The 19,986-nt window shown below is 72.4% G+C and carries 16 protein-coding genes; 3 read left to right on the forward strand and 13 right to left on the reverse strand.

Going from position 1 to position 19,986, the window contains the following annotated elements; translation table 11 throughout:
• The coding region (locus tag AC067M_RS16965) for a 2-oxoacid:acceptor oxidoreductase family protein (protein WP_478698002.1) at positions 1 to 527 on the reverse strand (527 nt) is incomplete at its 3' end.
• 305 nt (positions 528 to 832) lie between these two features.
• Between AC067M_RS16965 and AC067M_RS16970 the strand changes: the two genes are divergently transcribed.
• Complete coding sequence (locus AC067M_RS16970; RefSeq protein WP_478697778.1) at positions 833 to 3,055, forward strand: anthranilate synthase component I; 2,223 nt, start codon at positions 833 to 835, stop codon at positions 3,053 to 3,055.
• Positions 3,056 to 3,229: 174 nt separating this feature from the next.
• Here AC067M_RS16970 and ispG read toward each other — a convergent pair whose 3' ends face one another.
• Genes ispG through AC067M_RS16990 form a run of 4 tightly spaced genes read right to left on the reverse strand, consistent with a single transcriptional unit; the run spans position 3,230 to position 8,404 of the window.
• Entirely contained in the window at positions 3,230 to 4,378 is a 1,149-nt protein-coding gene (gene ispG / locus AC067M_RS16975; protein ID WP_478697779.1) for a flavodoxin-dependent (E)-4-hydroxy-3-methylbut-2-enyl-diphosphate synthase, read from the reverse strand.
• Positions 4,379 to 4,425: 47 nt separating this feature from the next.
• Entirely contained in the window at positions 4,426 to 6,255 is a 1,830-nt protein-coding gene (locus AC067M_RS16980) for a 1-deoxy-D-xylulose-5-phosphate synthase (RefSeq protein WP_478697780.1), read from the reverse strand.
• Between the two features lie 56 nt (positions 6,256 to 6,311).
• Positions 6,312 to 7,388 carry a polyprenyl synthetase family protein gene (locus AC067M_RS16985; protein ID WP_478697781.1) on the reverse strand — a complete coding sequence of 359 codons (1,077 nt, stop codon included), beginning with the start codon at positions 7,386 to 7,388 and terminating at the stop codon, positions 6,312 to 6,314.
• Positions 7,385 to 8,404 carry a 4-hydroxy-3-methylbut-2-enyl diphosphate reductase gene (locus AC067M_RS16990; protein WP_478697782.1) on the reverse strand — a complete coding sequence of 340 codons (1,020 nt, stop codon included), beginning with the start codon at positions 8,402 to 8,404 and terminating at the stop codon, positions 7,385 to 7,387. Before AC067M_RS16990 ends, AC067M_RS16985 begins: the two co-directional genes overlap by 4 nt.
• Positions 8,405 to 9,165: 761 nt before the next feature.
• Between AC067M_RS16990 and AC067M_RS16995 the strand changes: the two genes are divergently transcribed.
• Positions 9,166 to 9,369 carry a hypothetical protein gene (locus AC067M_RS16995; protein ID WP_478697783.1) on the forward strand — a complete coding sequence of 68 codons (204 nt, stop codon included), beginning with the start codon at positions 9,166 to 9,168 and terminating at the stop codon, positions 9,367 to 9,369.
• A 25-nt stretch (positions 9,370 to 9,394) separates the two neighbouring features.
• Entirely contained in the window at positions 9,395 to 9,658 is a 264-nt protein-coding gene (locus AC067M_RS17000) for a hypothetical protein (RefSeq protein WP_478697784.1), read from the forward strand.
• Between the two features lie 83 nt (positions 9,659 to 9,741).
• Here AC067M_RS17000 and AC067M_RS17005 read toward each other — a convergent pair whose 3' ends face one another.
• The 8 genes from AC067M_RS17005 to AC067M_RS17040 form a co-directional block, all read right to left on the reverse strand.
• On the reverse strand, positions 9,742 to 12,198 hold the full coding sequence (locus AC067M_RS17005; RefSeq protein ID WP_478697785.1) for a PEP/pyruvate-binding domain-containing protein: 2,457 nt from the start codon (positions 12,196 to 12,198) through the stop codon (positions 9,742 to 9,744).
• A 243-nt stretch (positions 12,199 to 12,441) separates the two neighbouring features.
• Positions 12,442 to 13,182 (reverse strand): thioesterase II family protein, encoded by a 741-nt coding sequence (locus tag AC067M_RS17010; protein ID WP_478697786.1) that lies wholly within the window; start codon positions 13,180 to 13,182, stop codon positions 12,442 to 12,444.
• Positions 13,183 to 13,225: 43 nt separating this feature from the next.
• Complete coding sequence (locus AC067M_RS17015; RefSeq protein WP_478697787.1) at positions 13,226 to 14,776, reverse strand: benzoate-CoA ligase family protein; 1,551 nt, start codon at positions 14,774 to 14,776, stop codon at positions 13,226 to 13,228.
• On the reverse strand, positions 14,773 to 15,975 hold the full coding sequence (locus tag AC067M_RS17020; RefSeq protein ID WP_478697788.1) for a beta-ketoacyl synthase N-terminal-like domain-containing protein: 1,203 nt from the start codon (positions 15,973 to 15,975) through the stop codon (positions 14,773 to 14,775). The genes AC067M_RS17015 and AC067M_RS17020 overlap by 4 nt, the downstream gene beginning before the upstream one ends.
• Positions 15,976 to 16,022: 47 nt before the next feature.
• Positions 16,023 to 17,204 carry a beta-ketoacyl-[acyl-carrier-protein] synthase family protein gene (locus AC067M_RS17025; RefSeq protein ID WP_478697789.1) on the reverse strand — a complete coding sequence of 394 codons (1,182 nt, stop codon included), beginning with the start codon at positions 17,202 to 17,204 and terminating at the stop codon, positions 16,023 to 16,025.
• 25 nt (positions 17,205 to 17,229) lie between these two features.
• Positions 17,230 to 17,472: an acyl carrier protein gene (locus AC067M_RS17030; RefSeq protein WP_478697790.1), complete on the reverse strand. Its 243-nt coding sequence runs from the start codon at positions 17,470 to 17,472 to the stop codon at positions 17,230 to 17,232.
• Positions 17,469 to 18,533 (reverse strand): UbiA family prenyltransferase, encoded by a 1,065-nt coding sequence (locus AC067M_RS17035; RefSeq protein WP_478697791.1) that lies wholly within the window; start codon positions 18,531 to 18,533, stop codon positions 17,469 to 17,471. Before AC067M_RS17035 ends, AC067M_RS17030 begins: the two co-directional genes overlap by 4 nt.
• 1 nt (position 18,534) lies before the next feature.
• Positions 18,535 to 19,809 carry a cytochrome P450 gene (locus AC067M_RS17040; protein WP_478697792.1) on the reverse strand — a complete coding sequence of 425 codons (1,275 nt, stop codon included), beginning with the start codon at positions 19,807 to 19,809 and terminating at the stop codon, positions 18,535 to 18,537.
• Positions 19,810 to 19,986: the final 177 nt, after the last annotated feature.

Consider the following 19,986-nt stretch of genomic DNA (forward strand, 5'->3'; position numbering starts at 1 on the left):
CGCTCGGCCTCCTTGCGGGAGAGCTCGAACTCCTTCAGCGCCTCCACCGTCAGCGTGGTCAGGGGGACCGGGTGGAGCTGGTAGCCGTCGAGCGAACCGTCTTCCAGCGGACTGCTGGCGTAGCCGACCTTCGTCATCGCCCGTTTGGTGAACCCGTCCGTGTCGACGATGACCTCGGCACCGCGCGGCAGATCACCGATGTTCGCCTTCAGCGCCGCCGGATTCATCGCGACCAGGACGTTCGGGGCGTCGCCCGGCGTGAGGATGTCGTGGTCGGCGAAGTGCAGCTGGAAGCTGGAGACGCCGGGCAGGGTGCCGGCGGGAGCGCGGATCTCGGCGGGGAAGTTCGGGAGGGTGGAGAGGTCGTTGCCGAAGGACGCGGTCACCGAGGTGAAGCGGTCACCGGTGAGCTGCATGCCGTCACCCGAGTCCCCCGCAAACCGGATGATCACCCGATCAAGGCGCCGGATGTCTTTCGTCGGAGCGGGTTGAGAACTCACTTCCACACCTCTCGGAGCAGCGGGCAGGCATGGAAAGGGAACTTATTGTTTCCCCGCTGCCTTCCGTCAACCGCGTGTGCGACTGTGGAGCCGACAGCCTCGCCTCGTGCAATTCGGGGGCACTTGAAAAGGGCAGGGCGTCGCCCGATCATGAGCTCCTTCAGGATCCCGGACCGTTGTCCGATGCTCGCGCGGAGCCCGCAGGTGCGCCTTTCCGATTCTCCGTTTCGCGGGCGGGCCGTTTCGTTCCGCTTCGTTTCGCACCCTCGCCGAGCCGCGGGTCCGGCCGATCCGACCGATCAGGGAAACCGTCGCAGCGAAGGTGAGTTCGCATGTCTGCTCTGGACACGTTGGATGTGCCCACGGGAGCACCCGCCGATCTTCAGTGGTCCACCGGCGCTGGAGTGGAGGTGAGGCTGCAGGCCGACCAGGCCGGGAGCGCGCAGGCCGCGCGTGCCCGGCTGGAGACCGCGCTCGACGAGCGGCGGGGCATGCTGCTCTTCCGCGGCCACGACCGGGTGCTCGGCTATGTCGACCCTCCCCTCGAACTGTTCGTCCGTGGACCTGAGTTGATGGTCCGGGCCCTCAACGACCGGGGCCGGGTCCTGATCCCCGCCCTGCGCGGGATGCTCGCGCAGGGCCTCCGGTTGGAGGAGGGCACGCAGGACACCGTGCTCCGCGGCCGGGCGCGCACCGCGAAGGGTGTCTTCGCCGAGGAGGACCGCACCCGCAACGCGGGCGTGTTCGCCGCCGTCCGTGCCGTCCTGCGCGGCCTGTCGGCGCCCGAGGACCCGCTGCTGGGCCTGTACGGCGCCTTCGGGTACGACCTGATCTTCCAGGTGGACCCGGTCGAGCGGCACCAGGAGCGCTCGTCGGCGGACCGGGACCTCGTGCTTCATCTCCCGGACGAGATATGGGAGTTGGATCTGCGGCAGGACCTGGCCGTGCGCCGCCGGTACGACTTCGGGTTCGGGGGTGCGGACACCGCTGGGCTGCCCCGTAGCACCCCCGTGGAACCGTTCGTCGCCGGCGTGCCCGCGGCGGCGCGTGACCACGCTCCCGGCGAGTACGCGCAGGTGGTGGCCAAGGCCATGCCGCTGTTCCGCTCGGGGGACCTGTTCGAGGTGGTGCCGAGCCAGGTCTTCCGCCGGGCCTGCCCGACCCCGCCGTCCGACGTCTTCCGTCGGCTGCGCCTGCGCAACCCGGCCCCGCACAGCCTGCTCATGAACCTCGGGGAGCGGGAGTACCTGGTGGGCGCGTCCCCGGAGACGTTCGTCCGCGTGCGGCACGAACCCAGCGCGGAGGGGGATCAGTTGATGGTGGAGACGTCGCCGATCAGCGGCACCGTCGCACGCGGGCGGGACGCGCTGGAGGACGCCCGGCGCGTCCGCGAGCTGCTCGGCTCCGTGAAGGAGGAGTCGGAGCTGACCATGTGCACCGACGTGGACCGCAACGACAAGGCACGGGTCTGCGTTCCGGGGTCCGTGGAGGTGGTGGACCGCCGGCGCATCGAGATGTACTCGGCGCTCATCCACACCGTGGACCGGGTCCGGGGCACGCTGCGGCCCGACCGGGACGCCCTGGACGGCTTCCTCGCGCACCTGTGGGCGGTCACCGTCACCGGCGCGCCGAAGCTGGCGGCCGTGGATTTCATCGAGCGTCAGGAGCGGTCGCCGCGGCGCTGGTACGGGGGTGCGGTGGGACGGCTGGGCTTCGACGGCACCCTCGACACCGTGCTGACCCTGCGCACGGTGCAGATCCGCGACGGGGTCGCCTCGGTGCGGGCGGGCGCGACGCTGCTGCACGACTCCTCGCCTGAGGCCGAGGAGGCCGAGACCGAGCTGAAGGCGCGGGCGCTGTTGGAGGTTCTGGACGAGAAGCCCGTACGACCCGCCGCCCCGGCAGAGGTCCGCGATCGCGGTGCCGGCACCGGTGTGCGCGTGCTGATGGTGGATCACCGCGACTCCTTCGCGCACTGCCTCGCCGACTATCTGCGGCAGACGGGCGCGGAGGTCACCACCTTCCGCAGCGGCAGCCATCTGCCCGTGCTGCGGGAGCAGCGGCCGGATCTGCTGGTGCTGTCACCGGGCCCCGGGCGCCCCGAGGACTTCGGGATGGAAAAGACGCTGGCCGAGGCCGAGCGGCTGGGTGTCTCGGTGTTCGGCGTGTGCCTGGGGCTCCAGGGCATGGTCGAGTACTGCGGCGGCACGCTGGACGTGCTGGCGCGCCCGGTGCACGGCAAGCCGTCGACCGTACGGGTCACCGACCCCGAGACGCGCCTGCTGGCCGGGCTGCCAGCGCGGTTCGAAGTGGGCCGCTACCACTCGCTGTACGCCCCGGCCGACGCGGTGCCCCGGCAACTGCGGGTCACCGCGGCCACCGAGGACGGAGTGACGATGGCCGTGGAGCACCGTGACCGGCCGTGGGCCGCCGTGCAGTTCCACCCGGAGTCGATCCTGAGCGCCCAGAGCAGGACCGGGCGGCGGATCGTCGACAACGCGCTCTCGTCGCTGACCGCAGCGGCACGAGGCAAGGCGGGCGCCGGCCGTCCCTGACCCCCTCCCCGCCCGGCACTGCTGCGGGCACCCCCACTCGGCCCTGCCGGCATCCGCCCGGCGGGGCCGAGTGCCGTACCGATGGGACAGAACGGCCCACACAACGAAGTCGGCCTCCGGACCAAGGACTGGTGCCGGAGACCGACTTCATGTGTCCCCGCTGGGGCGGGCGGCTCAGCCACCGACGGTGACCACCTCGGGCTTCCCGGTCTCCGTGCCGGTGTCCGCCAGGCGCAGCGCCTCCTCGATGAGGGTCTGCACGATCTTCGACTCGGGGACCGTCTTGACGACCTCGCCCCGCACGAAGATCTGCCCCTTGCCGTTGCCGGAGGCCACGCCCAGGTCCGCCTCTCGGGCCTCCCCCGGCCCGTTGACCACGCAGCCCATGACGGCCACGCGCAGCGGCGCCTCCAGGCCCTCCAGACCTGCGGTGACCTCGGCGGCCAGCTTGTACACGTCGACCTGGGCGCGGCCGCAGGACGGGCAGGAGACGATGTCGAGCTTGCGGGGGCGCAGCCCGAGCGCCTGCAGGATCTGCGTACCGACCTTGACCTCCTCGGCGGGCGGCGCAGACAGGGACACCCGGATGGTGTCGCCGATGCCCTGCCGCAGCAGCGCTCCGAAGGCCACCGCGGACTTCACCGTGCCCTGGAACGCGGGGCCCGCCTCGGTGACGCCGAGGTGAAGGGGGTAGTCGCAGGACTCGGCGAGCAGCTCGTAGGCGCGGACCATGACGAGGGGATCGTTGTGCTTGACCGAGATCTTGATGTCGTGGAAGTCGTGCTCGGCGAACAGGCTCGCCTCCCACAGCGCCGACTCGACCAGGGCCTCGGGGGTCGCCCTGCCGTACTTCTGGAGCAGTCGCTTGTCGAGGGAGCCGGCGTTGACGCCGATACGGATGGGTGTGCCGTGGTCCTTGGCGGCGCGGGCGATGTCCTTGACCCGGTCGTCGAACTGCTTGATGTTGCCGGGGTTGACCCGGACGCCCGCGCATCCGGCCTCCAGCGCGGCGAAGACGTACCGCGGCTGGAAGTGGATGTCCGCGACGACGGGGATCTGCGACTTGCGGGCGATCGCCGGCAGGGCGTCGGCGTCGTCCTGGGACGGGCAGGCGACCCGCACGATGTCGCAGCCGGCGGCGGTCAGTTGAGCAATCTGCTGGAGGGTGGCGTTCACGTCGGCCGTCGGTGTCGTCGTCATGGACTGCACCGAGACCGGCGACTGACTGCCCACGCCGACCGTGCCCACCTTCAGCTGGCGGGTAGGGCGCCGCGGGGCCAGGGGTTCGAGAGGGGGCTGGGGTATCCCGAGAGAGACCGACATGGGTTCCTTCTCCTGGTCGTCCTGGTCGTCGGAAGGGGCGGTGGGGGTCAGCGGGCCGGTCGCCCGGCGGCCGGCACGGTCCGGCTCGGCCGCGGTTCGGCGTCGAGGGCGGCGAGTTCCTCCGCCAGCGTGCGGGCGATGTAGCGGCCGGTGAGTCCGCTGTCGGCGAGGACGTCGCCGCGCGTGCCGTGGTCGGGGAAGTCCTGGGCGAGGCCGAAGACGCGCACGGGGGTGGCGACGCCGTGGTCGGACAGGGCCTGGGCGACGGCGGCACCGACGCCGCCGGCCCGGCCGTTGTCCTCGACGGCGGCGACCACCCGGTGCTCCCGGCCCAACTCCAACAGTCGCTGCGGGACCGGCTTGACCCAGCGCGGGTCGACGACGGTGACGCCGAAGCCGTGGCCGGCTAGCAGATCGGCGGTCTCCAGGCAGGTGGTGGCCATGGTGCCGACGGCGACCAGCAGGACGTCCCGGCGCTCGGCCCGGCGCAGGACGTCGACGCCGCCCCGGGAGTCGAGTGCGGGGATGTCCTCGCTCACGGCACCCTTGGGGAAGCGGACGACGGTGGGGGCGTCATCGACGGCCACAGCCTCGCGCAGCGCCGCGCGCAGGGTCGCCTCGTCGCGGGGTGCGGCCACCCTGAGGCCGGGCACCAGCTGCAGCAGCGACAGGTCCCACATGCCGTTGTGCGAGGGGCCGTCGTCGCCGGTGGCGCCGGCCCGGTCCAGGACGAACGTCACCGGGGCGCGGTGCAGGGCGACATCCATCAGGACCTGGTCGAAGGCCCGGTTGAGAAAGGTCGCGTACAGGGCGACGACGGGATGCAGGCCGCCGAGGGCCAGCCCCGCCGCCGAGGTCACAGCGTGCTGTTCGGCGATACCCACGTCGAAGGTGCGGTCCGGGAAGCGCTCGGCGAACCGGTTCAGTCCGGTCGGGGCGAGCATCGCGGCGGTGATCGCCACCAGGTCCGGTCGTTCGGCGCCCAGTTCGGCCAGTTCAGCACCGAACACGTCGGTCCACGAGGGGCGTTGGGGGCCTTTCGGGGCGGGCTGGGCCGACTGGGCGCGCACCGCGTGGAAGCGGTCGGCTTCGTCCTGTTCGGCGGGCTCGTGACCGCGGCCCTTCTCGGTGAGGCAGTGCACCACCACCGGCCGGCCGAGCCGCTTGGCACGCGTCAGCACGGTCTCCAGCGCCTCGACGTCATGGCCGTCGACCGGGCCGAGGTAGGTCAGGCCCAGCTCCTCGAAGAACCCTTGCGTGCCGAGGTGGTCCGTCCTGGCCCGGTCGGTGGTGCGCAGGTCGGCCAGGTGGTCGGCGAGGCCGCCGACCGTGGGGGCGTACGAGCGTCCGTTGTCGTTGACGACGATGACCAGCGGGCGGTCCTTGCCGGCACCGATGTTGTTCAGCGCCTCCCAGGCCATGCCGCCGGTGAGGGCTCCGTCCCCGACGACGGCGACGACGCTGCGATCGCCGAGGCCCCGGATGGCGTGGGCCTTGGCCAGGCCGTCCGCGTAGGACAGGGCGGTGGAGGCGTGGCTGTTCTCGATGACGTCGTGGACGGATTCGGCGCGGCAGGGGTAGCCGGACAGGCCGCCGCGCCGGCGGAGCGCGTCGAAGCCGGCCGCCCGGCCGGTGAGGATCTTGTGCACGTAGGTCTGGTGCCCGGTGTCCCACAGGATGCGGTCGCGCGGCGAGTCGAAGACCCGGTGCAGCGCGAGGGTCAGTTCGACCACCCCCAGATTGGGGCCGAGATGACCGCCCGTGCGGGTCACCTTCTCCACAAGGAACCGTCTTATTTCTCCGGCTAGTTCGGTCATCTCGGCGGTGGACAGTGCGCGCAGGTCCGCCGGGCCTGTGATCTGGTCGAGCTGTGGCAAGACGCCTCCTTCGTCGTGTCGTCGCGTACCGCTCGGGTCCACGGCGCGTGCGTGTGTCAGTGGTCCCGGTAGGCGACCTGGTGCGCCATGTCGGTGAGTTCGCATCGCCAGTCCTCGTCGATGGGCGCCTGCCGCAGGGCGTCCTCGGCGCGGGCGACGAGTCGGTCGATCCGTTCCTCCACCTCGGCCCGCACCCCGCTGTCGGTCAGCAGGCGCCGCAGCTCGTCGGCGTCCGCCGCGACGATCCCTCCTTCGGCTGGCAGGACCAGCGCCCGTACCCGTGCGTCGCGCTGTATGGCGAGGGCGAGCAGCAGGGTCATCTTGTGTTGAGCGAAGTCCAGTCCGGCCGGCTTGCCGGTGATCTCCTCGTCGCCGAAGGCGTCGATGAGGTCGTCGCGCAGCTGGAATGCCTCGCCCAGGGCCCTGCCGTACGCCTCGAAGGGCGCGGCGAGGTCGGGGCGGCCCGCGAGGAGGGCGCCGATCGTCAGCGGGCGGTGGATGGAGTAGTGCCCGGACTTGCAGATGGCGACCTTGCGGGACTGCTCCGGGTCGGGGTCGTAGGCCGCCGCGACCGAGATGTCCAGGAACTGGCCGACCATCATCTCCGACTTCAGTCGGGCCCATTCGTCGAGGACCGGCCGGCCGAGTCCGGCGAGCAGCTGGTCGGCGTGGACGAGGGCCAGGTCACCGGCGAGGATCGCCGCGTTCTCGCCGTACCGCTGGGGGCTGCCGCGCCAGCCGGCGCGGCGGTGCGCGGCGGCGCGGGCCACGTGGACGGTGGGCTTGCCGCGGCGCCGGTCGGCCTCGTCGAGCACGTCGTCGTGGATGAGCGCGGAGACGTGCAGCAGTTCCAGGGCCGCGCCGAGGCGGACCGCGGCGGGGTCGTCGGGGCTGCCGCCCGCCAGCAGGAAGCCCGAGGCGCAGAACGCCGGCCGCAGCCGCTTGCCGCCGGCGGCGACGAGGTCGCCGATCGCGTCGACGAGCACCAGGGCCTGCCGGGCGTCCCGCGCCCAGCGGGCACGTTCCTCGTCGAGGAGGCCGGCGACGGCCCGCTCGACGCCGTCCAGGATCGTGGCGCGCGCCTCGTGGAGGGTGGTGCGGGTGGCGGACGTGGGGTGGGTGGTCGTCGTCAAGGCTTCTCCTCGGCAAGGGGGGTGCTGGGGGTCCGGTCGCCGACCGCGGACGCCAGCCGGGCGGGCAGGGCGAAGACGACGTCCTCGGTGGTGGCGCTGTCCGTCTCGACGTGCGTGAAGCCGAGTCCGGCCAGCCGCTCGACGACCTGCCGGACCAGGACCTCGGGGGCGCTGGCGCCGGAGCTGACGGCGACAGACGTGACCGACTCCAGCCAGCTCTCGTCCAGGTGGGTCACGTCGGGCACCAGGTGGGCGCGCGCGCCGTGTGCGCGTGCGACCTCCACCATCCGCACCGAGTTGCTGGAGTTGACGGAGCCGACGACAAGAACCAGGTCGTTGCGGCGGGCCAGGGCCTTCACCGCGTTCTGGCGGTTCTGGCTGGCGTAGCAGATGTCGTCACCGTGCGGGCCGACGAGGTTGGTGAACCTGCGCCGCAGCGCGTCGACGACGCGCGCGGTCTCGTCCAGCGACAGCGTGGTCTGTGTCAGGTACGCCACCGGGGCGTCGTCGGGGAGGTCGAGCCGGGCGACGTCCTCTTCGGTCTCGACGACCAGGGTGCGCTCGGGTGCCTCGCCCCGGGTGCCCTCGACCTCCTCGTGGTCGGCGTGGCCGACGAGCAGGATGGTGCGGCCGTCGCGGGCGTACCGGACGGCCTCCTGGTGGACCTTGGCCACCAACGGGCAGGTCGCGTCGATGACGTCGAGCCGGCGCTCGGCCGCAGCCTGGCGTACGGCCGGGGAGACGCCGTGCGCCGAGAACACGCACACCGCACCCTCGGGCACCTCGCTCTCGCTGTCGACGAAACGGACGCCGCGATCGGTGAGTTCGGCGACGACGTGGTGGTTGTGCACGATCTCCTTGCGTACGTAGACGGGCGGTCCGTACAGGTCCAGGGCTCGTTCCACGATTCCGACGGCCCGCCGTACACCGGCGCAGAAGCCTCTCGGCTCGGCCAGCACGATCCGCCGGGTGCTGGTGTCTTGGTCGGGCGCTGTCTGCGTTTGCTGGGGTCCCACAGGAGTCTTCCTTCCACGAGGCTGCGGGGCGGGTTGCTCACGAGCCGCACTGGGGCCGACCGGAATGACGCCGAGGTACCGGCCGCGTCGCTCGCGGCCGGTACCTCGGGCAGGCTCAAGCCCCGGCCCCCGCCGGAACCTGTCTCGTCCCTGGCCGGAAAGGGGGCATCGACGTCGGCCGGGATGCGCGGGGTGCCGGGACTTCGCCGGTGAAATATAGGCCGAACGGCCCGCCGTTCCCACGGCGTTCAGATTCGGCGGTCTCTTCCGTCCCGCCACACGTGCAACTGCCGGGAATCCGCACTTGCCCAATGCCCCGGAAGACAGAGGCGATCTTCCTCGTACTCTTTCGAGGCCCTGGCGCCGGATCCGCTGCGCCGGGCTCCGGGCGGAACATGAGTCGCCCGTCCGCCGGAACACTTTCTTCCGATCCACAAGTCGTCTGCCATGAAAGCCCTCGGTCGTTCGCCCGGACTCCCCCGCATCGTGCCCTGCGCCACCCTGGCCTGCGCCACTGTGCCGGCGGGCCCGATCGGCGCGGTGCCGCTGCCCGCCTCACACGCGCGGTGGCCCACGCGCGGGACGCGACAGTCACCGTCGAGGGGTTGCTGCACTGCCATGACGTGGGCGGTCGGCCGACCGCGAAGACACGCTGATGCGCCGCGGTGCCCCGTACCGCTCGTGCTCCCTTCAGAAGGCCACTCTCGTCCGATACGTGGTGTCGACCACCGACGAGCTCAGCCTTCGATCAGTTGCGGTCGATGACGGCGGACGGGCAGCAGGCCGTGCTGGGCGACGGCGGCGCCCAGCAGACGCTGCTGAAGGCCGCCCGCGAGTTCGTGACGGTGCCGGAGAAGCGGGCCGGGTTCGGCAAGGCGCTGCGCGACAGCGCCGACGCCCGGGGCCATAGCGCCGTACTGATCCACTGCACCGGCGGCCCGGCCGAGACCGAACCGGCTGGATGACCGCGATCGTGCGGACCCTTCTCGGGTGTCCCGCGACGACGCGTTCGCCGACCATCTGCGCTCCACCACCGAACTGGCGTCCTGGAAGCAGGCGGCCGGAAGAAACGCACCTACGGCGGCATGCGGAACCCGGACCTCGTCGGCCCTCTGCCCGACCCCGACGCCTCCTGTCCGCAGGCGTCGTTCGACGAGGCGCAGGAGTTTCTACGGCTCCTTGTACGCGTTCGTCCGCGACGGGCTCGGCAACGACGACGCCACGCTGGACCGGGTGCGCTCGCGCCTGCGGTGACCGCCCGGGCAAAGAGGCGCGTGAACGGAAGTGCCCTGCCCCCCGGGGGATGTAGGGGCAGGGCACTGGTCGGGGGGCGGCGGTTACTGCTCGTGGATCTCCACGACGCCGCTCACACCGTCCACGGTGACGAGCATGCCGTCCTCGAGGACCTCGGTGGCGTTGCCGGTGGCCAGCGCGGCCGGGATGCCGTATTCGCGTGCGATGATCGCGGCGTGCGACAGCGCACCGCCCGTGTCGGTCACCAGCGCGCCGATGCTCGGGAAGACCACCGACCAGACCGGCGAGGTGATCGGGCAGACCAGGACGTCACCGGCCCGGATCTTGTCGAACTCGCCCTCGCTCAGCACGACGCGGACCACCCCGGTGTAGCGTCCGGCCGATCCCGGTACACCGTGCAGCCGGCCGCTCTCGACCTGCTGGGGCGCGGGAGAGGCGCCGCCCATGTGCTGCATCGTCCACGCGAAGCCGCCCATGGTCTCGCGGACCTCCGCCGGCAGCGCGTCCATGGACGGCGGCGGTCCGGGCCGCTCGCCGTAGCTGGCCGGGCCGGGGTTCTGCAGCGCCCACCGGTGTTCGCCACGGCGCCCGGCAACGACGTCCCGGACCTCCCGAGCCTCGAGCAGGGCCTGCGAGACCTCCTGGACCTCCAGGAAGAACACGTGTTCGTCCCGCTCCAGCAGACCACGCTCCACGAGCCGTCCGGCCGCCTCCAGAACCGCCCAGCGCAGCAGGGCGTTGGGCGCGCTGACGGTCCAGTACTCGTTGTCCTCGCGGACCGGGTAGGCGCGTTCGGCGCCGGAGAGCAGGGCGGCGAAGCGCTCGGCCTCCGGCCGGCCCGCGAGTTCCGCGTGGGCCTTGGCCACCGCCTCCTGGCGGGCCTGCTCGGCCGACGCGCCGGCCCGGCCGAGATCGGCGTCCTGGGCGAGCTGATCGCGCAGCAGGGAGAGGATCAGCTCGGGCCGCTCCGCCAGGGCGGGGTGGGCCAGCTCGTACTGGAGCGCACGGCAGCCGTACTCCGCGCGGTAGGTCTCGAACGCGGCGGCGAACTCCGTGTCCGTCTCCAGCAGGGTGCGCAGGCCGGCAAGGTCGGCCGGCCCGTCGAGGCGCCGCTCGGCGGCACGGGCCAGCTCGGCCATCGCCAGCGCGGGTCCGGTGCTCTCCGTGGACAGGCCGGTCAGCAGCTCGAAGACCCGGCCATGCTCCCAGCCCAGCACGCCCGTCGTGAACAGGCCGTACCGGCCCAGCGCGATGGACACCGCGCCCAGCAGCCGGAAGTGGACCTCGGTACCGTACCGGTGCAGCGCAAGGACCTCGGCGATGTGCTCTGCGAGCTCCTGGTCGGACAGCGTGGACAGGTCGGGCCGACGCAGCCGGTCGATGCGGTCGGCGAAGCGCGGCCGGATCTCCCGCAGCCACTCGTCGATCACCTGGCCGGCCAGGTCCTGACGTACGGCGTCCACGCAGGTGCCGATCCGGGCGGGCGCGTCGGCCGGGTTCAGCGGCAGGGTGCCCAGGTAGCGCCAGCCGCCGATGGTGGCGAAGGCCAGCCCCTTGAACAGCAGACCGAACTGGGCGCACACCTGCTCGAGGACGGTGTTGTTGTAGTCCAGCAGCTCCCGGGTCATCGGCAGCAGCGGAAGCGGCGCGTGGGTGGTGTCCTTGGTCCAGAAGCCCTGGGGCGCCTCGATGCGGATGGGCACCGGCTCGGGCTCGGCGTCGGCGATCGCCGTGACCGGCCGGGCCTGCAGGAGGTGGAGACGGCCGGCGGCGCGGGCCCACTCGATGTCCGTCGGGCCGCCCATGACCTCGGCGACGCGCTCCGCCAGCGTGGCGATCTCCTGTGCCTGTGCGGCCGTCAGCGCACCGTGCCGCCCGGCGGTGTTCACCGGAGAGCCGCCTCCGCCCGCGGGAACGGCCCAGTCGTCGGGGGAGACCTCGCCGGAGACCAGCTGCTCACCGATGCCGCGGACGGCACTGACCAGGACCTCGTCGCGGGAGCCGGTCACGGGGTTGACGGTGAAGGCCACCCCCGCGGTCTCGGCGGGCACCAGCTTCTGCACCAGGACGGCGAGCGGCGCGTCGCCCTGCGCTCCGGTGGCCTCGCGGTAGCCGCGCACCACCGTGGAGAAGCCGGAGGCCCAGCATTCACGGACGGCCGCGTCGAGGGCCTCCGCCCCCTCGACGTCGAGGATCGTCGTGTACTGCCCGGCGTGGGAGGCGTGGGTGCCGTCCTCGTCGATGCCGGAGGACCGGACCGCGAGGGAGCCGCTGAGGTTCTGGGCCACCTCCTCGACCGCGGCGCGGGTGCCAACGTCGAGCGGGCGTTCGCGGACCGCGTCGGCGGTCACCTCCCCGAGCTCCCCCACGTGGCGGACCATCGCCCGTGCCGTGAAGACGTATCCGTCGGGAACAGGGAAGCCCGCCCGCCGCATCTGGGCCAGTACGGCGGCCTTCGCGCCGACCTCGGCGCGGTCCAGAGCCCGGGGGTCGTCGAGCGACACCACGAGCGGTGCCGCATTTCCCTTGTCGTTACTCACTCGGCTCTCCTCGCAAGGACATCAACCATGGTTCTTCCACCCGCGGCCGTCGGCTCGGGCGCTGAGGGGACGGTCCACGGACCGTCTGCCGCGGCCGCTCGGCTTCGACGCGGTACGTCGGGCACAGCCGTACGGGGCGACGCTGTGGCGACTCGGGCTGGGCGGGCGGCGCGGGTGGCAGCGTACAAAGCCGGTCCGCCGGTCGGACAGGACCGCAACTTGCACACCGCGGCGGCACGTTGGTCATCCCGCGGCGGCCGCCACGGCGGGTCGCACCGCGACCTCGCGGCTGATCTCGACCAGTGCCCGCGCGGTCTCGGCGGGCCGTTCGAGGACGTACATGTGCCCGCCCTCCACCAACCGGACCGACCGGGGCCCGAGCGCGTCGCCCAGCCGCCCCAGGTCGGCGGGCGAGCAGGCCACGTCCTCGGTTCCGCCGAGCAGGTGCAGCGGGGTGTCGAGCGGCTCGGGCGTCCAGCCCCGCTCGCCCAGGTAGCCCAAATCGTGGCGGAGGTTGGGAAGCAGGAACCGCAGCGCGAAGTCCTCGGCCGTGTTCAGGTCGGGCAGCATGCCCTGACGGGTGGCCTCCCGGAACAGCGCGCGGTCGTCCAGAGCCAGCAGCGCGGCCGGGGAGCGGTGAGGGCGCGGCGGGGCGGACAGCACCAGGTGCAGACTCTCGGACGGCAGCGCGCGCAGTTGGGCCATGCGGTGGGCCACCGCGGCACCCAGACTGTGCCCGAGCACCAGGCCCGGCGCCCGCAGGTCCTCCGCCAGCAGGCCGAGGTAGAAGGAGGCCAGGGCGTCGAGGCCGGCGGCCCCGTGGGTGGACCCCGCCGGCGGCTGGACGGCGGTGACCCGCCAGTCGGGCGGGGTGTACCGGGCCAGCCGGAGGAACGAGCGTGCCGAGCCGCCCGCGAAGGGCAGGCAGATCAGATGGAAGCCACGCCCCTCCTTCAGTACGACGCGTTCGGGACCGCCTCTCATGTCTGCTCCTCTCTCATGCCTGGCCCTCTCGTCTCTGTACCTGTCATCGCTGTCCTTCCATCTCCCGCTGCCGTATGAGGAATCGGGCCGTCTTCCCGGTGGACGTCGTGGGCAGGGCGTCGGCCAGACGGACGGTGTGCGGGCGTTTGAAGGGCGGCAGGCTGCGTCGCAGCGTTGCCAGCACCCGCCCTCTCAGCGCCTCATCCGTGCCTTCCTCGGGCACCACGTGGGCCACGATGCGGACGACGTCGTCCTCGTCGGGCACACCGACCACCGCGCAGGAGTCGACGCCGGGAACGGCGAGGATCGCGTCCTCCACCTCGGTGGGGAGGATCTTCATGCCGCCGACGTTGAGGATGTTGTCGGAACGGCCGAGGTAGACCCACCCGTTGTCGGGGTCGTACGTCATGGTGTCGCCGGTGTGCACCCAGCCGTCCCGGAAGGTCTCGGCGCTGAGGTCCGGGCGGTTCCAGTAGCGGTCGGCGACGCTCGGGCCGCGCACCCGCAGATGGCCGATACCCCCCGCCTCCAACGGACGGCCGTCGTCGTCGCAGACCTCGGCCGCGAAGCCTGGAACGGGCACTCCGGTGCTGCCGGCCGGGGAGACCCCGGGCACGGTCGCCAGGAAGATGTGCAGGCACTCGGTGGAGCCGAGGCCGTTGACGACGGTGAGTCCGAAGGTCTCCGTGAGCCGGGTGCTCAGCTGCGGGCCCAGGTGCTCCCCCGCCGACACGGCGAGGCGTACGCAGGAGAAGTCGAGGCGCCGCGCGGCCTGGGGCATGGACAGCAACGCCGCGTACAGCGTGGGCACGGCGAACAGCAGCGTCGGCCGGGTGCGGGCCAGCAGGCCGGCCACGGCGTGCGGTTCGGACCGCCCGGCGAACAGGACGGCGCTCGCGCCGACCGAGAAGGGCAGCAGCAGGGAGTTGCCGAAGCCGTAGCCGAACGGCAGCTTTGCCGTGGACAGCACGCGGTCCTCGGGGGTGATCCCCAGGTGCCGGCCGAAGCCCTGCGGGAACGCCAGCAGGCCCCGGTGCAGGTGCACCACGCCCTTGGGGCGGCCGGTGCTGCCGGAGGTGTACTGGATCAGTGCGGGGTCCGCGCCGTCGCGTGCACACACCGTCTCCACGGGCGTGGCCCCGGCGACGGCCGCGACCAGGCTGGTGACCGGCCCGGCGCCCGGCCCGGCGCTCCACGCGGTCACCCCCGGGGACCGGGCGGTCAGCTCAGGTGCCAGTTCGCCCTCGGCGTCCTCCACGACCACCACGCGGGGGCGGCAATCGTCCACGACGTACCGCTGGTCGTCGACCGGCAGCATCGGGCTGACCGGGACGGGGACGGCGCCCAGCCGCATCGCGGCGAGCACGCACGCCACCGCGTCGAGGCCGTCCCGCAGTACGATCACCACGCGTTCGCCGGGACCCGCACCGGCCTCGACCAGGGCGCCGGCCGTGCTGCAGACCCGCGCGTGCAGCTGACGATAGGTCAGCTCGCCTTCCTCGGTCACCAGGCAGACCCGGTCGCCGGTGTCGCCGCTCAGATGGCGGTCCAGGTACCACCAGGCGGCGTTCACAGCCATGTCCTGCGTGTTCACGTGGCAGCCTCCTCGGGACGCGGGGCCGGCGGGGCGAGCAGCACCGCGGTGGCACTTCCGCCCGGGTCCACGCCCAGGCACAGAGCGAGCTCTGCCACCGGGGACACGGGCGCACCGCGGTCCTGGTCCGACGGCACGACACCGCGGGCGAGCGCCTCCACGGCCACGACCACGGCCAGCGCCCCGTCGGCGCCGCCGGTGCGTCCGGTGGTCGCCGTGACGTCGCACACGGGCAGCTTGGGGCCGAACTCGGCCCGCAACGCGACGTGTCCCGCCCCCTCGACGGCCCGGTCGCCGCCCCAGACGGTGACGGCGAAACCCACGTCGGCCGGGAGCCGACCGGCCGCGCCCAGCGCGTCGCGGATTGCCTCGTCGGCCGCCCCGGCCAGCGCCCGCGTCACGTCCGCGGCGGTGTCGCCGTCGGTGCCCGCGACAGTGGCACGGCCGGTGCCCAGCACCCGGGCGAGGACGCGGTCGGCGGTGTGTTCGTTCCGCAGGTCGACGACGGCCGCCGCCTCTCCTTCCGGCACGTTGTCCGGCCCGGCGCCGTCCGTGCCCGGCACGGCGGGCGACAGGGTGTCCAGGCCCCCGGCGACGACGGTGTCGCAGACGCCCGAGGTCACCTGCTGGACGCCCACGGCCACCGCGTCCAGACCGGCCGTCGCCCCGGAGGACAGGGTCAGGTTCGGCCCCCGGGCGGGCAAGTGGATGGACAGCTGGGCGGCCGGGGCGTTGTAACCGGACTGCGGGCCCCACACGGGGTTGACCGGTCCGCCGGCGCCCTGGGAGGCGTTGTGGATGGCGAGGTACTCGTTACGGCCGGCGCGCAGGGTTCCCAGGACCACGCCCGTACGGTCGGGGTCCGCGCCCGTGCCGGCTCCGGCGGCGTGCGCGGCGTACAGCAGGAGGCGGCCGTCGCGACTCATGGCCCGGGCCGCGCGGGCGCCGACCAGGTCGGTGAGGTCGAGCGGGGTGTGGACGTGGGCCGCGAACACCTCGGTGTCGGCCGTCTCCCCCGCTTCCGTGCGGGCGGCCGGAAGGAGGTTGGCGACAAGCGGGATGCTCCGGGTGGTGAAGGGGCGCCGGCCGGCCAGCAGATCCTCGAAGAGCTCGGCGACCGAGGTGCCGGAAGCGGTCACCGCTCCGGCAGCGGCGACCGCGACGCCGGTCGGGGGCAGTGACGGATTCGGTGTACGCACATCAATCCCTTAGACAGGTATGACGAGTTGGCGAGGGCGTCGGAGCCTCAGCCGGAGTACCGGCCGAGCACGATCGCCGAGGTGTTCCCGCCGAACCCGAAGGCGTTGCTGAGGGCGACCCGTACGGGCATGTCCCGCGCGGGTCCCTGGACGATGTCCACGCCCGCGCAGCTGTCGTCGGCCTCCCGCAGCGTGGGGTTGCCGGGGACGCGGCCGCGCTGGATGGCGAGGACGCAGGCGATGGCCTCCACGGCACTGGCCCCGCCCTGGGAGTGACCGAGCAGGCCCTTGATGGACGACACGGCAGGCCGGGCGCCTCGGGGCCCGAAGTACTCGGACAGACAGGCCGCTTCCAGGGAGTCGTTGGCCGGGGTGCCGGTCCCGTGCGCACTGACGTAGTCGACGTCGCGCGGGTCGATCCCGGCCTGCGCGAGGCTCTCCTCCATGCAGCGCAGCATGCCGAGCCCCTGCGGGTGCGGGGCCGTCATGTGGTGGGCGTCGGCCGCGAGCGCGTAGCCCGGCAGTTCGGCAAGGACGCTGGCGCCACGCCGCAGGGCGTGGTCCAGGGACTCCAGCACGAGGATGCCCGCGCCTTCGGAGGGCATCATGCCGCGCCGGTCGCGGTCGAAGGGCCGTATGACGTCGGCGGCGAGCGCACGCAGGGTGGTGAACAGCCGGAACACGGCCTCCGAGAGTTCGTCCACGCCGCCGGCCACCATGGCGTCGGCCTGTCCGGAGCGAATGCAGTCGGCGGCCATCGCCAAGGCGGTGTTGCCCGCTGCGCAGCCGGCCGCGACGACGTGCAGCGGGCCGCGCAGCCCGAAGGCGCGTCCGGGTTCCTGGGCCAGTACCTGCGGTGAGTCCCAGGCAGGGTCGGCGTCGAGAGAACGGCCCTGGCGGCGCAGTTCCTCCAGGTGCGGGCGGGTGCCCATGACCGTTCCCACGACGATCCCGGTCCGCTCCAGGCCATGGTGGTCCAGCAGCTTGGCGTCGCGCAGGGCGGCCTCGACCGAGTGGTGGACGTAGCGCAGGGAGCGTGGGGTGCAGCGGCCGTCCGGGGCCAGTGGGGCCGTCAGGGACGGGTCACTGACCTCGGCGGCGTGGTGGGTGGGGTAGCCGTCGGTGGGGAAACGGGTGACGGGTGCGGTGGCGACCGTGCCGACGGTGACGTTGTGCCAGAACTCCTCGACGTCGGTCCCGAGCGGTGTGGCGAGCCCCATGCCCGTCACGACGACACGGTGGCGGCCTTGGGCATCACGAAACATGCCGGGCGACCTGGCCGGTGAGGTCCTCGACGGTGTCGCTGACAGCGACCTGCTCGTGCGTGAGCGAGCAGGTGAACCGAGCCTCGAGGTGGGCGACGATCTCCAGCTTCTGCAGCGAGTCGCCGCCGAGGTCGTCGTAGAAGCTCGCGTGCGGGGACACCTGCTCGGCGGGCAGGGTCAGGACGCTCGCGACGACGTCAGTGACCACGGCGCGGATGTCGGCCTCGTTCATGAGTGCTCCTTGACAGTGGAAGTCGGGATGAACAGCCGGAGCCAGCGGCGCAGATGGGCCAGGGTCAGGCCGCCGGACCAGTGCAGCGCCTTGCTCGCAACGAGCCAGTAGGCGACGCTCGCGGTGACCGCGCCGGCCGTGGCCCGAGTCGGGGCGCAGGCCAGCAGGCACAGCGCCAGGAAGTAGAAGGTGTACTGGTGCATCACCTCGCGGGCCGCCTCGCGGTCGGGCGCGGCGTGGGCCCGGGACGCGGCGGCGACCACGAGCGTCGACACCACCACGAGCGGAAGGGGCGCCAGGGCGGACGACGGCAGGTGGCCCAGGGCGACGTAGAGCGCCAGCAGGAGGAACGGTGCCCCGATGAAGACGTACACGGCGGTGCCCCGGCCGATCCTGGCCAGCGCGAGCCACAGGCTGGAGTAACCCAGCCGTCGGTCGCCCTCGACGTCGGTGATGTCCTTGATGCCGGACAGGCCCAGGCTGAAGGCGGCCAGCACGGAGACGGCCGGCAGTACCGGCGACAGCAGGACGTCCCGCCCGCCGTACACCGCCCAGCCCGTGAGCAGCGGCGTGATCAGGGGTGCGGTCAGCGCGAGCAGGGACAGCACGCGGTGGCGTTTGAAGGCTGGGCCGATCGAGTAGCCGATCGCCACACCGATGTCGACGAGCAGCAGGGCGGGCAGACCGGGGCCGGGGTGCCGCCAGGTCAGGGCCGCGCCGATGAGCACGAACACCCCCCAGGACAGCACGGCCACCGCGGTGAGCCGGGACCATCCGAACTCCTCGCACAGCCGGGTGCGTTCGGGCCTGTTGACCTCGTCGGCCGCCCGGTCCGCGATGCGGTTCACCGACTCGGTGCCCACGCAGTAGGCCAGCCACATCGGCACGCCGAGGAGAGCCAGGCCCGGACCGAGGTGACCGCACGCGGCGAGGCCGGCGGCGAAGCCCACCCAGTAATAGGCGGTGAAGCGGACGCTGCAGCTGCGCGACAGGAGCAGCAGCGCCCGGCCCGCAGTCGGCCGGCCCACGCGGTGGGCCCGGGCGGTCAGTGGTGCACCCACGTCAACTCACCCGCTTCCGCACCACCACCGGCAGGCGCGCCGGACCACGCAGCCCCATGCCGGGCTTGTACGCGACGGTCTCCTCGGCCAGGGCGAGCGCGGTGACGCGCGCCGTCAGGCCGCGCAGGGCCTCCCGGGCCATCATCGTGGCGAGCGGGGCGCCCAGGCAGTAGTGGATGCCCCGACCGAACGACAGGTGGTTCGGGCCCTTCCGCTCGATGTCCAGGGTGTCCGGCTCGGGGAAGGCCCGCTCGTCCCGGTTGGCCGAGGCGACCAGCAGGATCACCGCGTCTCCGGGCTCGATGACATGGCCGTGCAACTCCATGCGTTCCAGGGCGATACGGCCGACCTGGTGGGCCGGCGGTTCCAGCCGCATGACCTCGTCGAGTGTGGCGTCCGTCGTCTCGGGCTGCTCGGCGAGCCGGGTGAACGCCTTCGGCTGCCGGGCGAAGACGACGGCGGCGTTGCCCAGCAGGTTGGAGAAGGTCTCCTGCGCGGCGACCACCAACAGCACACAGGTGGCGGCGATCTCCTGGGTGGTCAGCACGCTGCCCTGGTCGCGGGCCCGGACCAGCTGGGAGACGAGGTCCTGGCCGTCGCCGCCGGCGCGCTTCTCGGCCAGCTTCAGGAAGTACGAGGTGCACGCGGCGACGGCGGCACGGCGGGCCTCGGCGATCTCGGGGGGCAGCGCGACGTCCAGGTCCAGCAGCCCGGCGATCTCGACCGACCACTGGGTGAACTGCGCCTGGTCCTCGGCCGGGATACCCAGCATGGTGCCGAGCACACGGATCGGCATCGGGGTGGCCAGCCGCTCCATGAGGTCGAAGTGCTCGGGCAGTTCACCGAGCAGCTCCTCCACGATGGCGGCGACCGAGGAGCGCAGGTCCTTGATCATGGCCGGGGTGAAGGCCTGGGACACCAGACCACGCAACCGGGTGTGCTCCGGCGGGTCGGTCAGCATGAACAGCTTGGCGTCCCAGTCGTCCAGGCCGAGGCCCAGGAAGGGCGGCGGCTCGTCCCCGGCCTCGCCCATGATCTGCTGGAAGAACTTGGAGTTGGCGAAGTCCTTTCCCATACGGCGGTCCCGCAGCAGGAGTTCGCAGTCCTCGTAGCGGCTGACCAGAAACGCACCGAGCGGGCCGCGCAGCACCGGGAAACGGTCCCGGAGCCTGCCGTACGCAGGAAAAGGGTCGGCCTGGAAAGCCGGATCGGCGGGATTGAAGGGCAATTCGGCGACTCCCGCCCCGGAAGGCGGCGAAACCGCGGTCTCAGTCATTTCAGAAGCCTTTCAGTCACGGAGGGGCCAAGGGAAACAGCCGGGGAACGGGGCGTCAACTGCGGCCGGCCGCGTGAAATCGAACGGCCGACCGCAGATGAACAAGTCGGTTGTGCGAGCAGGTCACCGAAAATGAAAGAGACACAGCCGGGCAACCGGGGATTTTCCTCGGTTGCA

It is taken from the genome of Streptomyces sp. NPDC043427, from assembly GCF_056436655.1.

Coding starts and splice junctions, on each gene's coding strand:
- AC067M_RS17040 (WP_478697792.1), bottom strand. CDS start 19,809: ATGACTGAGACCGCGGTTTCGCCGCCTTCCGGGGCGGGAGTCGCCGAA.
- AC067M_RS16995 (WP_478697783.1), top strand. CDS start 9,166: ATGACGGCGGACGGGCAGCAGGCCGTGCTGGGCGACGGCGGCGCCCAG.
- AC067M_RS16970 (WP_478697778.1), top strand. CDS start 833: ATGTCTGCTCTGGACACGTTGGATGTGCCCACGGGAGCACCCGCCGAT.
- AC067M_RS17010 (WP_478697786.1), bottom strand. CDS start 13,182: ATGAGAGGCGGTCCCGAACGCGTCGTACTGAAGGAGGGGCGTGGCTTC.
- AC067M_RS17030 (WP_478697790.1), bottom strand. CDS start 17,472: ATGAACGAGGCCGACATCCGCGCCGTGGTCACTGACGTCGTCGCGAGC.
- ispG (WP_478697779.1), bottom strand. CDS start 4,378: ATGTCGGTCTCTCTCGGGATACCCCAGCCCCCTCTCGAACCCCTGGCC.